Raw genomic sequence first — 13,496 nt, forward strand, 5'->3', positions numbered from 1 at the left:
GCCTCCCGTCCGTCGTCGGCGCGAGTCCGAGGCCGAGCCCGAGGCACGAGCCCCGGTGCGATCCCAGGCGCGAGCGCGAGGTCGCGCAATCCGTCGCCCGGCGCGCGTCGGAGCGACCGAACGTGCGACCTCGGCGAACGCGAGCGGCAGGTCGTGCGACCGGGCCGACCGTGCGCCCGGGCGGCCGGTCAGCCGGCGAGGAGCGCGTGCACCCGCTTGAGCCGCGCGAGCCACCACGCGGCACGCTCCGGCGACGCCGCGTTCCGCTCGAGCAGGTCCCGGTCGACCTCGACCCGCCGCACCGGCACCCGCCCGTCCACCGGCAGCAGCGGCGCCGCCGACACGTCCGACGTGAACATCGCCGCGGTACCGAGCCCCGCGGCGTACCCCGGCGACATCGCCTCGGCCGCGAGGAACGCCCCCATCCCCAGCCCGACCGACGTGTCGAGCGCACTCGAGACCACGCAGGGGAGCCCGGCGTCGGCGACGACCGCACGCGTGGCGGTGATGCCGCCGAGGGGCTGCGCCTTCACGACGAGGACGTCGGCGGCACCGGCCCGGGCGACGGCGAGCGGGTCCGAGGCCTTGCGGACGCTCTCGTCCGCGGCGATCGGCACGCCGAGTCCGGCGATCCGCTGCCGGAGCTCGGCGAGTTCCGGCACCGTGCCGCACGGCTGCTCGGCGTACTGCAGGTCGAACGGGGCGAGGCGCTCGAGGGCCTCTGCGGCGGAGTCGACGCTCCAGAGCCCGTTCGCGTCGACGCGGACCGCGGCGGAGGGGCCCATCACGCGTCGGACCTCGGCGACGCGGGCCACGTCGTCGTCGATCGTGGTGCCGGGTTCGGCGACCTTGACCTTGGCGGTCGTGCAGCCCGGGTACCGCGCGAGGAGGTCCGCGACGCCGTCCGGAGCGATCGCCGGCACGGTGGCGTTCACGGGAACGCTGTCCGCGGCGGGCTCGTGCGTCGTCCAGCCGAAGTCGACCGCGGCCCGGAGCCACGCGGCGGCCTCGGCGTCGTCGTACTCGACGAACGGGGAGAACTCGGTCCACCCGGCCGGGCCGCGCAGGACGAGGGCCTCGCGCACCGTGATGCCGCGGAACCGCACCCGCATGGGCAGCGCCACCACGTGCGCGTCGGAGAGGAGGTCGTCGAGGTCGGGGAGCACCTGGCCATCATCCCAGGAGCACCCAGGGCACCCCACGGTTCCTCGGAGCGGACCGCCAGGGCAGCGCACTAGTCTGCATCGGTCGGCCACGGTCGGCAGCCCAGCACCAGCACCGAGGACGAGGGAGGACCTGTGGCGCCGGAACCGCAGCAGCGCGCGTCGCAGCGTTCCGCAGCACCGTCCTCGGCGCGTGCGCAGGCCCCGGGCGCGCGTGCGCAGGCCCCCGGTCGCGACACGGGCGAGTTCGCCCGGCTCATGCAGCGGAACACCGTCGACGTCCGGCAGGAAGCCCAGAAGGCGCGCAAGAAGCGCAACCCGGTGGTCGGCAAGATCGCCCTGGGGCTCGCGGTCGTCTCCGCCGCGGTCGACGCGAGCGCCTTCGCCGTCTTCATGGGCGGCGACACCGACTTCGCGTTCGGCATCTGCTTCGTGGTGGTCTTCCTCACGCTCATCGCCGCGGTGCTCGGGTTCGTCGCCGCGGTGGGGTCGTTCGGCCGCTGGTACGGCGCCGTCGGGGTCGTCGTGGCGTTCTTCGCGAACCCGGTGATCCTCATCGTGCTGCTCGTGATCGTCGCCCCCGAGCTGCTGACCGACATGGGCGGTTCGGCCGCGACGGACGGCGCGGGGCTGTAGCACGCGGCGGTAGCGTTGGAGCATGGCTGCTCCCGTCTCCGACCTGTTCGACCCCGACGTCTGGACCGCGGCTCCGATCGCGGAGCAGTTCACCGACATCACGTACCACAAGCACGTCTCCCACGGGATCGTCCGGGTCGCGTTCGACCGGCCCGAGGTGCGGAACGCCTTCCGTCCGCGCACCGTCGACGAGCTGTACCGCGCACTCGACGACGCCCGGCAGGACCCGCGTGTCGGCGTCGTGCTCCTCACCGGCAACGGCCCGAGCCCGAAGGACGGCGGTTGGGCGTTCTGCTCCGGCGGCGACCAGCGCATCCGCGGCCGGAGCGGCTACCAGTACGTCGGTGACGAGGGCGCCCCGCCCGAGGGTGTCGACCCGGCAGCGGCGCAGGCGTCGATGGGGCGGCTGCACATCCTCGAGGTCCAGCGGCTCATCCGGATGATGCCGAAGGTCGTCATCGCCGTCGTCCCGGGGTGGGCGGCGGGTGGGGGCCACTCGCTGCACGCGATCTGCGACCTCACCATCGCGAGCGCCGAGCACGGCAGGTTCAAGCAGACCGACGCCGACGTGGGCTCGTTCGACGGCGGGTACGGCAGCGCCTACTACGCCAAGCAGATCGGCCAGAAGTTCGCGCGTGAGGTCTTCTTCCTCGCGCAGGAGTACTCGGCGCAGCGCGCGTACGAGATGGGCGCCGTGAACGCCGTCGTCCCGCACGAGGACCTCGAGCGCGAGGCGGTCCGCTGGGGCGAGATCGTGCTCGGCAAGTCCCCGACGGCGATCCGGATGCTCAAGTACGCCTTCAACGCGGTCGACGACGGCATGGTCGGCCAGCAGGTGTTCGCCGGTGAGGCCACGCGGCTCGCCTACGGCACCGACGAGGCGGTCGAGGGTCGTGACTCCTTCCTCGAGAAGCGCGCGCCCGAGTGGACGTCCTTCCCCTGGCACTACTGATGGCCCGTCCGCTGGTCGCGACCAGCACGTCGGACGCGTCGGTCGTGCTGCGGGGCCTGGAGGCGGCACTCGCCGGCGGCCCCGCCCTGCTCCCGGTCGCGGACGGCGCTCCGGCGCTGCCGACACCTGCTCCGGCCACCGTCCCGCAGCGGGTCGCCCTGGTCGTCGAGACGAGCGGGTCCACCGGCACCGGCAAGCGCGTGGCGCTCTCGTCGGAGGCGCTCCTCGCCGGTGCCGCTGCGGCGGACGCGGCACTCGGGGGCCCCGGCGGCTGGGTGCTCGCGTTGCCGACGCACTACATCGCGGGGCTCAACGTCCTGACCCGGTCGATCACCGCGGGGACGGCGCCCGTCGTCGTCGCTCCCGGGCACTTCGACGCGGGTGCGTTCGCCGACGCGGCCGACCGGCTCGTCACCGGTCCCGGGGCACCGCGGCGATACACCTCGCTCGTCCCGGTGCAGCTCGCCCGGGTGCTCGACGACGAGCGGGCCACCCGTGCCCTCGCCGGGTTCGACGCCGTGCTCGTCGGCGGGCAGGCGACCCCGGCGCCGCTCCGTGACCGGGCCCGCGCCGCCGGCGTCCGGATCGTGACGACCTACGGCGCGAGCGAGACGAGCGGCGGGTGCGTCTACGACGGTGTCCCGTTCGGCACCGTCCGCACCGAGCTCGTCGACGGCGAGCTGTTCCTGTCCGGGCCGATGCTCGCCGAGGGCTACCTGGACGACCCCGACCGCACGGCGGCGACCTTCACCGAGCGCGACGGACACCGCTGGTACCGCACGGGCGACGCCGCCGAGGTCGTCGACGGTGTCGTGCGGGTGCTCGGCCGGCTCGACGACGTCGTGATCTCGGGCGGCGAGAAGGTTCCGCTCGGCGCCGTCGAACGGATCGTCCGCGGGCTCGACGGGCAGGAGGGCGCGGTGGTCACGCGCCGGGCGTCGGGGGAGTGGGGCGAGGTCCCCGTCGTCGTGACCGACCGTCCGCTCGACCTCGACGTGGTCCGCGCCGCGGTCGGCGACGCCCTCGGGCGGGCCGCACGGCCGGCCGACGTGGTCGTCGTCGAGCGGCTCCCGATGCTCGCGTCCGGCAAGCCGGACCGCCGGGCGATCCGCGCGATCGCGGACCCGACCGCCTGACGGACGCGGGTCGACCGCCGACGGTGATCCGTTCCTCCTGGGCCGGCGTCCCGGACGCACGGCGGACGCGGATACGATGGACGGTCGTGGCACGCACGAAGAACACGAACCGTTCCAGGAACCGCTCCGGCAACCCGGCCAAGGCCGCGGCACCGCAGCGCACGAAGCGCCGCGCGACCGCGGGCGACTGGATCGGCGGGGCGCGCCTGCGCACCCTGACGCTCGGCGTCGTCCCCGTCGTGATGGGCACGACGGTCGGGTTCGTGGACAGCGGTGAGGCCGGTGACTTCGGCGACTGGCTCGCGAAGGGCCACCACCTGCCCATCGCGATCCTGGCGCTGCTCGTCGCGCTGTTCCTGCAGATCGGCGTGAACTACAGCAACGACTACTCCGACGGGGTGCGCGGCACGGACGAGTTCCGCGTCGGGCCGGCCCGTCTCACCGGAGCCGGGCTCGCGAAGCCCCGCACCGTGCTGACCGTCGCGCTGACGTTCTTCGGGCTCGCAGCCGTCGCCGGCATCGTCATCGTGGTGCTCACGCAGCTGTGGTGGCTCCTGCTCGTGGGCGCTGCCGCCATCGTCGCGGCGTGGTTCTACACCGGCGGCAAGAAGCCGTACGGGTACAACGCCCTCGGCGAGGTCTTCGTGTTCGTGTTCTTCGGACTCGTCGCCGTCCTCGGCACGCAGTTCGTCCTCATCGACCGGGTCACCCCGAGCGGGTGGGCCGCTGCGATCGCCGCCGGGTTCTTCGCCTGTGCGGTGCTCATGGTGAACAACATCCGCGACATCGACGAGGACCGTCTCGCGGGCAAGCGCACCCTCGCGGTCGTGGTCGGACGACCGGTCGCCCGGGTGCTCTACGGCCTGTTCCTGATGCTGCCGTACGTGGTGCTGCTCTGGTTCGTGCTGCTCTACTTCCGCACCGGGTTCACGTACTTCTCGCTGCTGCTGGCGCTGCCGGCACTCGCGATCGGCGTCTCGTCGCGGAAGCCGCGGGAACTCATCACGGCGCTCCAGCTGTCGTCGTTCGCGTCGCTCGTGTTCGGCGTCGTGCTCGGCATCACGCTCGCCGTCCAGCCGTAGCCCGGCGGGTCAGTCGTCGCGGTGCTCGCGGCGCGCTGCGTGGCGGTCGGCGTCGGAGACCGGCTGCTCGACCGGGGAGTCGCTGTCAGCCGCGTCGACGAAGTCGTCCTCGAAGTCGGTGTCGACGTCGTGCTCCGGCGCCGGTCGACGGTTCGCCAGGCTCTCGGTGACGCGACCGCGCAGCTTCGGCAGGGCGATGTACGAGATGAGCAGCGCCACGAGCGCGGCGACGATCGTCGCCCAGTAGCCGGGCATCGGCGTCAGGAGCAGGAGCAGTGCCAGCGCCGCGGCGAAGATGCCGAGGCGGGCCAGGGTGTACACGAGCCACGCTTTCACCTGCGCAAGTCTACGGATGCGCAACCGGCAGGGACCCCACAGGCTGCCGACCTAGACTCCCGGCCATGATCCGACTGTGGCTGATCGTCGTCGTGGCCGCCGTGGCGTTCACGGTCTACGCGGCGATCGACTGCGCCACGATGCCCCGCGAGCGTGTCCGTTCCCTCAGCCGTGGCGTGTGGGTCCTCCTCGTGATCGTGCTCCCCGTGCTCGGCGGCGTCCTCTGGTTCGTCCTCGGCCGGGCACCCGCGACCCGTCCCGGCGGCGGCTCCGGGTACCGTGGTCCCGAAGACGACCCGGACTTCCTCGGCGGCCCCAGCGGCCCCGAGCAGCACCGCACGGACAAGGACCAGGACGACGAGACCCTCCGAGACCTCGAACAGCAGTTCCGCGAACGAGAACGACGCGCCGACCGAGACCGCCGCGACCAGCACCGCGACGACGACGGCCGCACCGATCGCTGACGGCCCGGCCGGTTCCGGCAGCCCGGCGACCGACTTCGCCGTCGCGCTCCTGACCGAGCTCGCCCGGGCCGGTGTGACCGACGTCGTGGTGAGCCCCGGCTCCCGGTCGCAGGCGCTCGCCCTCGCTGCCGTCGCCGTCGAGCGGGCGGGCGGCATCAGCGTCCACGTCCGGCTCGACGAGCGCACCGCCGGCTTCTTCGCGCTCGGGCTCGCCGTCGAGTCCGGTCGGCCCGCCGCGGTCGTGACCACCTCGGGCACCGCGGTCGCCAACCTGCACCCCGCCGTGCTCGAAGCGCACCACTCCGGTGTGCCGATGATCGTCGTCAGCGCGGACCGCCCCGACGAGCTCCGGGGCATCGGCAGCAACCAGACCACGGTGCAGCCCGGGCTCTTCGGGCCGGCCGTCGCCGTCGTCCGCGACGTCGAGGCACCCACCGCGCACGGGGTCGACGCCGACACCGCCGCCACCGTCCGGGAACTCGTGCGCGAAGTCGTCGCCGCGGCCGCCGGCCACACGGGGCAGCCCGGGCCGGTCCAGCTCAACGTCGCCTTCCGCGAACCGCTGTCGGCCGGACTGGGCGAGGGGACGGTCCAGCCGGTGCCCGACGACGAGGTCGACCTCGCGTTCGCCACCAGGCGGGTGCACTCCGGTCTGCCGGTCGTCGACCTCGCGCCGGACGACGAACCCGCGACGGTCGTCATCGCGGGACACGACGCGGGGGCGGACGCCGAGCGGATCGCCTGGGAGCTCGGTGCGCCGTTGCTCGCCGAGGTGTCGAGCGGTGCGCGGTTCGGGCGCAACCTGGTCGTCACCTACCGTGAGCTCCTGCGCGACCCGGACTTCGGCGGTGCGGTCCGCCGTGCCGTCGTGCTCGGCCACCCCACCCTCAGCCGCGAGGTCCCCGCGCTCCTGCAGCGCGCCGACGTCGAGACGATCGTGGTCCGCGGACCGGGGGCCGATCCCTACGACCCGGCCCGCGCCTCCCGGCCCGACGCCGCGACCACCTTCGTGTCGGACGTCCGCGTGACGGGCCGCACCCGGCCGGAGCACCGCGCCTGGGTCGGCCGGTGGGTCGCCACGAGCCGCGCGCTGCTCGGTGGTGGCGACGCCGGCCCCGACCTCGATGCGAAGCGCTCCGGCGACCGTGCCGAGCGCAACAAGTTCCTCCGCGACGAGGTGGCGCTCCGCCGCCGCGCCGTCGACCGCACGATGCTCGCGGACGCCGTCTGGGGTGCGACCTGGCCGCACGACCGCCTCGTGCTCGGCGCCTCGCAGATCATCCGCGTGGCCGACGGGCACGTCGCGGGCAAGGCGATCCGCGTGCACGCGAACCGCGGGCTCGCGGGCATCGACGGGACGATCTCGACCGCGCTCGGCATCGCCGCCGCGCTCGAGCGTTCCACTGCCTCGGTCGGCACGACACGCGTCCTGCTCGGCGACCTCACGCTGCTGCACGACATCGGGGCGCTCGTGACCGGCACCGAGGAGCACCCGCACCGCGTGCAGGTCATCGTCGGGAACGACGGCGGGGGAGCGATCTTCCGGGGGCTCGAGGTCGCGGCGACGACACCGGAGGCCGACATGCGCCGCATGATGACGACGCCGCAGCACGTCGACGTCGAGCCGGTGGTGACCGGGCTCGGTTGGGAGTACCGGCGCGCGGCGACCTGGGGCGACCTCGAGCGGGTCCTGACGGACCCGGCCGAGCGCGTCGTCATCGAGGTGCCGCTGGCCGACTGAGCGGCACCGGGCCGCGGCCTGCGCGCCGGGCCGGCACCGTGCCTCCTGGCAGTCGGCTAGGCGAGCGCGTCGGTGACCGGTCGGAACTTCAGGGCAGTCTCGGCGACCTCGCGCGCCGGGTCGGACCCGGCCACGATGCCCGCGCCGGCCCACGCCCGCACGGTGCCGTCGTCGGTGATCCGGGCGCTCCGCAACGCGAGCATCCACTCGCCGTCCCCGTTCGCCCCGAGCCACCCGACCGGCCCGGCGTAGCGACCGCGGTCGACGCCCTCGAGCTCGGAGACGAGCCGGACGGCGACGTCGGTCGGGGTCCCCGCGACCGCGGCGGTCGGGTGCAGGGCGTCGGCGACGTCGAGCGAGGTCGTGCCGACGGGCAGCGTCGCCTGGACGTCGGTCGCGAGGTGCCACAGGTTCGGCAGCTGCAACCGGAACGGCTCCGGGTCGGCGCGGAGGTCGGACGCGATCGGGGCGAGCGCGGCCAGCAGGCTCTGGATGGCGAAGCCGTGCTCCTCGACGTCCTTCGCGCTCGCGGCGAGGGCCTCGGCGGCGGCGCGGTCGGACACCGGGTCGGTCCCGCGCGCCGCACTGCCCGCGAGCACGCGCGCCGAGAGTCGGGTGCCGTCGGTCCGGGCGAGGGTCTCGGGCGTCGCGCCGACGATCCCGTCGACGGCGAACGTGACGCACTGCGGGTACGCCTCGGCGAGGTCGAGCAGGATCGCTCGCTGGTCGGCGCCGTCGGGGAGGGTCCCGACGAGGTCCCGCGCCAGCACCACCTTCTCGGCGTCGCCGGCGGTGATCCGCCGGACGGCGTCGGCGACCGTCGTGGCGTAGGCGTCCTCGTCGATGGCACCGGGACGGAGCGCGACGGACACGTGCGGACCGACGTGCGGCACCGGCACCGACGTGCGCGTGAAGGTGAGGGGTTCGGGGTCGAGCGTGGTGTCGACGGCGGTGAGCCAGGCCTTCCCGCGGCGGCGGCCGATCACGACGCGCGGGACGATCAGCACGCTCGTCTCGGTCGAGTCGTCGGCGAACGCGAACGAGCCGAACGCGACGAGCCCGGTGCCGCGCAGCTGCACGGGGTCGTCGACCACGGCGTCGCGGACCAGGGACCGCCAGGCCGCCGAGGCCTCGCGCATCCGGTCCGGGCCGGTGAACGTCCACCGCACGGCCTCGCCGATGCCGACGATCCCGTCGCCGTTCCGGACGAACGCGAGCGGGCTGTCCCGGAGGGTGTGGCGGAGGACGGCGCCCGGGTCGTCGAGGATCCGGGTCGAGACCGTCAGCGGTGGGGCCGCCGTGGTGGTTCGGGTCACCCCACAGATCGTACGCGCCGCGCGGGGAACGTCCGGGCACGACCTCTAGGATGTTGTGGGTGAGCAGAGCGGACCTGAACAAGCGGCCGGACGAGGTGGCGGCCATGTTCGACGACGTCGCCGCGAAGTACGACCTCACGAACGACATCCTCTCGGCGGGCAACGCTCCGCTGTGGCGTGTCGCGACGGTCCGCGCGGTCGACCCCCAGCCCGGCGAGAAGGTGTTGGACATCGCCGCGGGGACGGGCACGAGCGCAGCGGCCTTCGCGAAGAAGGGTGCCGAGGTCACGGCGCTCGACCTCTCCGCGGGCATGATCGCCGTCGGCCGCGAACGCCACCCCGAGATCACCTTCGTCGAGGGCGACGCCGAGCAGCTGCCCTTCGACGACGACACCTTCGACGCCGTCTCGATCTCGTTCGGGCTGCGCAACGTGAACGACCCGATGCAGGCCCTCGGCGAGATGCTCCGGGTCCTCAAGCCCGGCGGTCGTGTCGTCATCTGCGAGTTCTCCACGCCGCCGCTCGCCCTGCTCCGCTTCGGGTACGGCACGTACCTCAAGCGCGTGCTCCCGGGCGTGGCACGGCTGTCCAGCAGCAACCCGGCGGCCTACCGCTACCTCGCCGAGTCGATCGAGGCGTGGCCCGACCAGCAGGTCCTCAGCCAGTGGCTGCGCGGCGTCGGGTTCTCGGTCGTCGCCTACCGGAACCTCACGGCGGGTATCGTCGCACTGCACCGCGGTCGCAAGCCCGTCGCGGGCGAGGTCCGCGAGTCCGTCGCCCGGCGTGCCAAGGCCCGTCGCGAGCACCAGCACACCGGTGAGCAGCCGAGCGTCGACCCCACCGACGCCTGACCGGTCCCTCCACCCCCGAACACGGAGCAGCACTTGAATCCGAGCGTCCCGGTCGCACGTCGCGCACCGAGTCTCCGCGCATCGCTGGGCATCGGCGAGCGACTGTTCGCCACGCCCGCGGAACGCCGGTTCATCGCCGCGGTCGACGACGGCCTCGAGCTCGTCGAGCAGGGGCTCGAGGAAGCCATGCGCTCCACCGACACCCTCGCCGACACCACGAGCCGGTACCTGCTGTCGGCCGGGGGCAAGCGGATCCGGCCGACGCTCACGCTCCTCATCGCGCAGCTCGGTGACGGGGTGACCGACGCGGTCGTGAAGGCCGCCGTGAGCATCGAGACGACCCACCTGGCGTCGCTCTACCACGACGACGTGATGGACGAAGCGCCCGTCCGACGCGGTGTCCCCGCGGCCCACGTGACCTACGGCAACAACGTGGCGATCCTCACCGGCGACCTGCTGTTCGCTCGTGCCAGCCTCATCACGGCCGACCTCGGCACCGAGGGCATCCGGATGCAGGCGGAGACCTTCCAGCGGCTCTGCATGGGCCAGCTCCACGAGACGACGGGCCCCCAGCCCGAGGACGACCCGGTCGAGCACTACATCCAGGTTCTCAGCGACAAGACCGGCTCGCTCATCGCGACGGCAGCCCGTGCCGGTGTGATGTTCTCGGGCGCCGACCGCACGTACCTCGACGCCGTCGGCACCTTCGGCGAGAAGGTCGGCGTGGCCTTCCAGCTCGTGGACGACGTGATCGACCTCGCCCCCGCGAAGGCCAAGACCGGCAAGATCGCCGGCAACGACCTGCGCGCCGGCGTCGACACCCTGCCGCTGCTGCAGCTCAAGCGCCTCGCCGCGACCGGTGCCCCCGACGCGGTGGACCTGCTCGGGCGCATCGAGCGCGACGTGAACGCCGCACCGGACGACGTCGTCGACTCGGCGCCGTACCAGTCCGCCGTGGCCGCCCTGCGCGAGCACGAGGCGACCGCCGCGACCCGTGCCGTCGCGGTCCGCTGGGCGACGGACGCCGTCGACGCCCTCGCACCCCTGCCGGACGGCACCGTCAAGCGGGCACTCGTCCGCTTCGCCGAGTCCGTCGTCGAACGCAGCCGCTAGCGCCGGACCGCCGCGGAGACCGACGGTCCCGCCCCTCGAACCCCCTCGGGAGCACCCCACCCGAACGAACTGGAGACGATCAGTGCCCACCCTCCGAGTCGCCATCGTCGGCGCAGGCCCCGCCGGCATCTACGCCGCCGACATCCTGCTGCGCGAGGCCCACGGCCACGACGTGTCGATCGACCTGTTCGAGCAGCTGCCCGCCCCCTACGGCCTGGTCCGCTACGGCGTCGCCCCGGACCACCCGCGCATCAAGGGCATCGTCAACGCGCTGCGCGACGTGCTCGACCGCGGTGTCGTCCGGCTGTTCGGCAACGTCCGCTTCGGCGAGGACATCACCCTCGACGACCTCCGGCAGCACTACCACGCGGTCGTGTTCTCGACGGGTGCGATCAAGGACGCCGACCTCGACGTCCCCGGTGTCGAGCTCGAGGGGTCGTACGGCGCCGCCGAGTTCGTCAGCTGGTTCGACGGCCACCCCGACGTCCCGCGCACGTGGCCGCTCGAGGCCGAGAGCGTCGCGGTGATCGGCAACGGCAACGTCGCCCTCGACGTCTCGCGCATCCTCGCGAAGCACGCCGACGACCTGCTGCCGACCGAGATCCCCGCGAACGTGTACGAGGGGCTCAAGGCGTCCCCGGTCACCGACGTGCACGTGTTCGGCCGCCGCGGCCCGGCGCAGGTGAAGTTCACCCCGCTCGAGCTCCGCGAGCTCGGCGAGCTCCGCGACGTCGACATGATCGTCTACGACGAGGACTTCGACCACGACGAGGCCTCGAAGACCGCAATCGCCACGAACAAGCAGGTCATGGTGATGAACCGCGTCCTCGAGCAGTGGCGCACCCGTGAGACCGGCCAGGCGAGCCGCCGACTGCACCTGCACTTCTACGCGAAGCCCCTCGAGTTCGTCGGCGAGGACGGCAAGCTCACCGCCATCCGGTACGAGCGCACGCGGCCGAACGGCCAGGGCGGCGTCGAGGGCACGGGCGAGATCCGCGAGATCCCGATCCAGGCCGCCTACCGCGCGGTCGGGTACTTCGGCTCGCCGTTGCCGGGCGTCCCGTTCGACGAGCGCCACGGTGTCATCCCGAACCACGAGGGCCAGGTCCTCGACGACGACAACCAGCAGGTCCCGGGCGTCTACGCGACCGGCTGGATCAAGCGCGGCCCCGTCGGGCTCATCGGCCACACCAAGTCCGACGCGATGGAGACCGTCCAGCACATCGTGAACGACCAGGCGAGCTGGTGGACCCCGGCCGACCCGTCCGAGGGCGCGATCCCGGCCCTGCTCGCCGAGCGTGGTGTCGAGTACACCGACCTCGACGGTTGGCACAACCTCGACACCCACGAGCTCGCCCTCGGCGAGGCCGAGGGCCGCGAGCGCATCAAGGTCGTCCCGCGCGAGGACATGGTCGACGTGTCCCTCGGCCGCGTCGACGCCCGCACGGGCTCGGCGACGAGCTGACCGGCGGACCGCGAACGCCATGACGACCGCACGCCCCGCACCGCCCACCGCGCTGCGGGGCGTGTCCGTCTCCGGGGTCCGGCTCGAGGGCGTCGACGTCGCCCGTGCGCTGGCGCTGCTCGGCATGATGGCGACCCACGTCGGGGGCATCGCCGACCAGGTCGACTGGTCGGACCCCGGCACCTGGGCCGCCGTCGCCCACGGCCGGTCGTCGTCGCTCTTCGCGGTGCTCGCCGGCGTCTCGATCGGTCTGACGAGCGGTCGGACGTCGCCGCCCGGCCCGCCGCGGATCGGTCGGGTCCGTGGCCGGCTCGCGATCCGCGCGCTCGTCGTCGTCGCGGTCGGCCTGCTGCTCATGGCGCTGCAGACCCCGGTCTACGTCATCCTCCCGACGTACGGCGTGCTGTTCCTGCTGGCGATCCCGGTGCTCCGGGTCCGTGCGCGCTGGCTGCTGGTCCTCGCCGCGGCGTGCGCCGTGCTGTCGCCCGTCGTCGCCCTCGGCATCGTCCCGCTCTACGCGGACGCCGGCATGTGGGAGGTCCAGCTCGGCCTCGTCTACCCCGTGGTCACCTTCCTGGCGTACGTGCTGGTCGGTCTCGCGGTCGCCCGTGTCGGACTGGAGGGACGGCGCACCCAGGTGGTCCTCCTCGCGTCCGGCGCGGTGGTCGCCGCCCTCGCCTACCTCGTCGGCAACGCGGTCGCGCCGGTGCCCGCCGACGCCGGGTTCGCGTTCCCCGGTGTGCCGTACGCGGGCGAGGGGAGCACCGCCGCCGAGGCCACGGCGCAGCTGTTCCTGTCGCCGCGGGACCACTCCTCGTCGATCGTCGACGTCGTGGGGACCGCGGGAGTGGCCGTCGCCGTCATCGCGCTCTGCACGCTGGTGTTCGACGGGCGGGGCGAGGTCGTCCGACGCATCGGGTACCCGTTGGCTGCCGTGGGGTCGATGCCGCTCACGGTCTACGCGGGGCACCTCGTCGTGCTCGCGGCGCTGCCGACGTACCCGGACTCGGCGGCGGCGTGGGGCTGGTTCGCGCTGGGGTCGATCGTGTTCGCGATGCTCTGGAGGCGGTTCCTCGGGAGGGGGCCGCTCGAGCGCGTGACCGCCCGACTCACCCGCCTGGTGCCGGACCCGCGCTGACCGCCCCCGCCGCCGCGCACCCGCACCCGCTCCCGCGCACCCGCGCGCGGCACCGCCACCGCGCACCCGCGCCCGGGCGACCACCCGCGGCCCGCACCTGCCC

General features: G+C 73.6%; 13 protein-coding genes. 10 read left to right on the forward strand and 3 right to left on the reverse strand.

What is annotated here, in order from left to right:
* Window positions 1-188 precede the first annotated feature (188 nt).
* A complete protein-coding gene (locus BIV03_RS18275; RefSeq protein ID WP_083403533.1) occupies window positions 189-1,166 on the reverse strand; it encodes an o-succinylbenzoate synthase in 978 nt (325 codons plus the stop codon).
* 132 nt (window positions 1,167-1,298) lie between these two features.
* Here BIV03_RS18275 and BIV03_RS18280 point away from each other — a divergent pair, with 132 nt between their 5' ends.
* The 4 genes from BIV03_RS18280 to BIV03_RS18295 all read left to right on the forward strand — a co-directional run bounded on the left by BIV03_RS18280 (window position 1,299) and on the right by BIV03_RS18295 (window position 4,969).
* Window positions 1,299-1,799 carry a hypothetical protein gene (locus BIV03_RS18280; protein ID WP_071296703.1) on the forward strand — a complete coding sequence of 167 codons (501 nt, stop codon included), beginning with the start codon at window positions 1,299-1,301 and terminating at the stop codon, window positions 1,797-1,799.
* Between the two features lie 22 nt (window positions 1,800-1,821).
* Window positions 1,822-2,751, forward strand: a complete 930-nt coding sequence (locus BIV03_RS18285; protein WP_071296704.1) for a 1,4-dihydroxy-2-naphthoyl-CoA synthase — start codon at window positions 1,822-1,824, stop codon at window positions 2,749-2,751.
* Entirely contained in the window at window positions 2,751-3,887 is a 1,137-nt protein-coding gene (locus BIV03_RS18290) for an AMP-binding protein (RefSeq protein ID WP_071296705.1), read from the forward strand. The genes BIV03_RS18285 and BIV03_RS18290 overlap by 1 nt, the downstream gene beginning before the upstream one ends.
* Window positions 3,888-3,973: 86 nt before the next feature.
* Window positions 3,974-4,969 carry a 1,4-dihydroxy-2-naphthoate polyprenyltransferase gene (locus tag BIV03_RS18295; protein WP_254790973.1) on the forward strand — a complete coding sequence of 332 codons (996 nt, stop codon included), beginning with the start codon at window positions 3,974-3,976 and terminating at the stop codon, window positions 4,967-4,969.
* A gap of 9 nt (window positions 4,970-4,978) precedes the next feature.
* On the opposite strand, the gene BIV03_RS18300 is transcribed toward BIV03_RS18295, so the two are convergent.
* Window positions 4,979-5,305, reverse strand: a complete 327-nt coding sequence (locus tag BIV03_RS18300; protein WP_071296706.1) for a DUF4229 domain-containing protein — start codon at window positions 5,303-5,305, stop codon at window positions 4,979-4,981.
* Between the two features lie 65 nt (window positions 5,306-5,370).
* Between BIV03_RS18300 and BIV03_RS18305 the strand changes: the two genes are divergently transcribed.
* Window positions 5,371-5,769 (forward strand): PLDc N-terminal domain-containing protein, encoded by a 399-nt coding sequence (locus tag BIV03_RS18305; RefSeq protein ID WP_071296707.1) that lies wholly within the window; start codon window positions 5,371-5,373, stop codon window positions 5,767-5,769.
* The gene (menD, locus tag BIV03_RS18310) at window positions 5,762-7,510 is read left to right on the forward strand and encodes a 2-succinyl-5-enolpyruvyl-6-hydroxy-3-cyclohexene-1-carboxylic-acid synthase (RefSeq protein WP_071296733.1); all 1,749 of its coding nucleotides are present in this window, start codon (window positions 5,762-5,764) and stop codon (window positions 7,508-7,510) included. Before BIV03_RS18305 ends, menD begins: the two co-directional genes overlap by 8 nt.
* A 56-nt stretch (window positions 7,511-7,566) precedes the next feature.
* On the opposite strand, the gene BIV03_RS18315 is transcribed toward menD, so the two are convergent.
* Window positions 7,567-8,826 (reverse strand): isochorismate synthase MenF, encoded by a 1,260-nt coding sequence (locus BIV03_RS18315; RefSeq protein WP_071296708.1) that lies wholly within the window; start codon window positions 8,824-8,826, stop codon window positions 7,567-7,569.
* A gap of 59 nt (window positions 8,827-8,885) precedes the next feature.
* Between BIV03_RS18315 and BIV03_RS18320 the strand changes: the two genes are divergently transcribed.
* The 4 genes from BIV03_RS18320 to BIV03_RS18335 all read left to right on the forward strand — a co-directional run bounded on the left by BIV03_RS18320 (window position 8,886) and on the right by BIV03_RS18335 (window position 13,393).
* On the forward strand, window positions 8,886-9,677 hold the full coding sequence (locus BIV03_RS18320; RefSeq protein ID WP_070419487.1) for a demethylmenaquinone methyltransferase: 792 nt from the start codon (window positions 8,886-8,888) through the stop codon (window positions 9,675-9,677).
* 33 nt (window positions 9,678-9,710) lie between these two features.
* Complete coding sequence (locus BIV03_RS18325) at window positions 9,711-10,790, forward strand: polyprenyl synthetase family protein (RefSeq protein WP_070418365.1); 1,080 nt, start codon at window positions 9,711-9,713, stop codon at window positions 10,788-10,790.
* An 82-nt stretch (window positions 10,791-10,872) separates the two neighbouring features.
* Window positions 10,873-12,255 (forward strand): FAD-dependent oxidoreductase, encoded by a 1,383-nt coding sequence (locus BIV03_RS18330; RefSeq protein WP_071296709.1) that lies wholly within the window; start codon window positions 10,873-10,875, stop codon window positions 12,253-12,255.
* A gap of 19 nt (window positions 12,256-12,274) precedes the next feature.
* Window positions 12,275-13,393 carry a heparan-alpha-glucosaminide N-acetyltransferase domain-containing protein gene (locus BIV03_RS18335; RefSeq protein WP_071296710.1) on the forward strand — a complete coding sequence of 373 codons (1,119 nt, stop codon included), beginning with the start codon at window positions 12,275-12,277 and terminating at the stop codon, window positions 13,391-13,393.
* The last annotated feature ends 103 nt before the right edge of the window (window positions 13,394-13,496 follow it).

It is taken from the genome of Curtobacterium sp. MCBA15_016 (assembly GCF_001865105.1).
Classification (GTDB): Bacteria; Actinomycetota; Actinomycetes; order Actinomycetales; family Microbacteriaceae; genus Curtobacterium.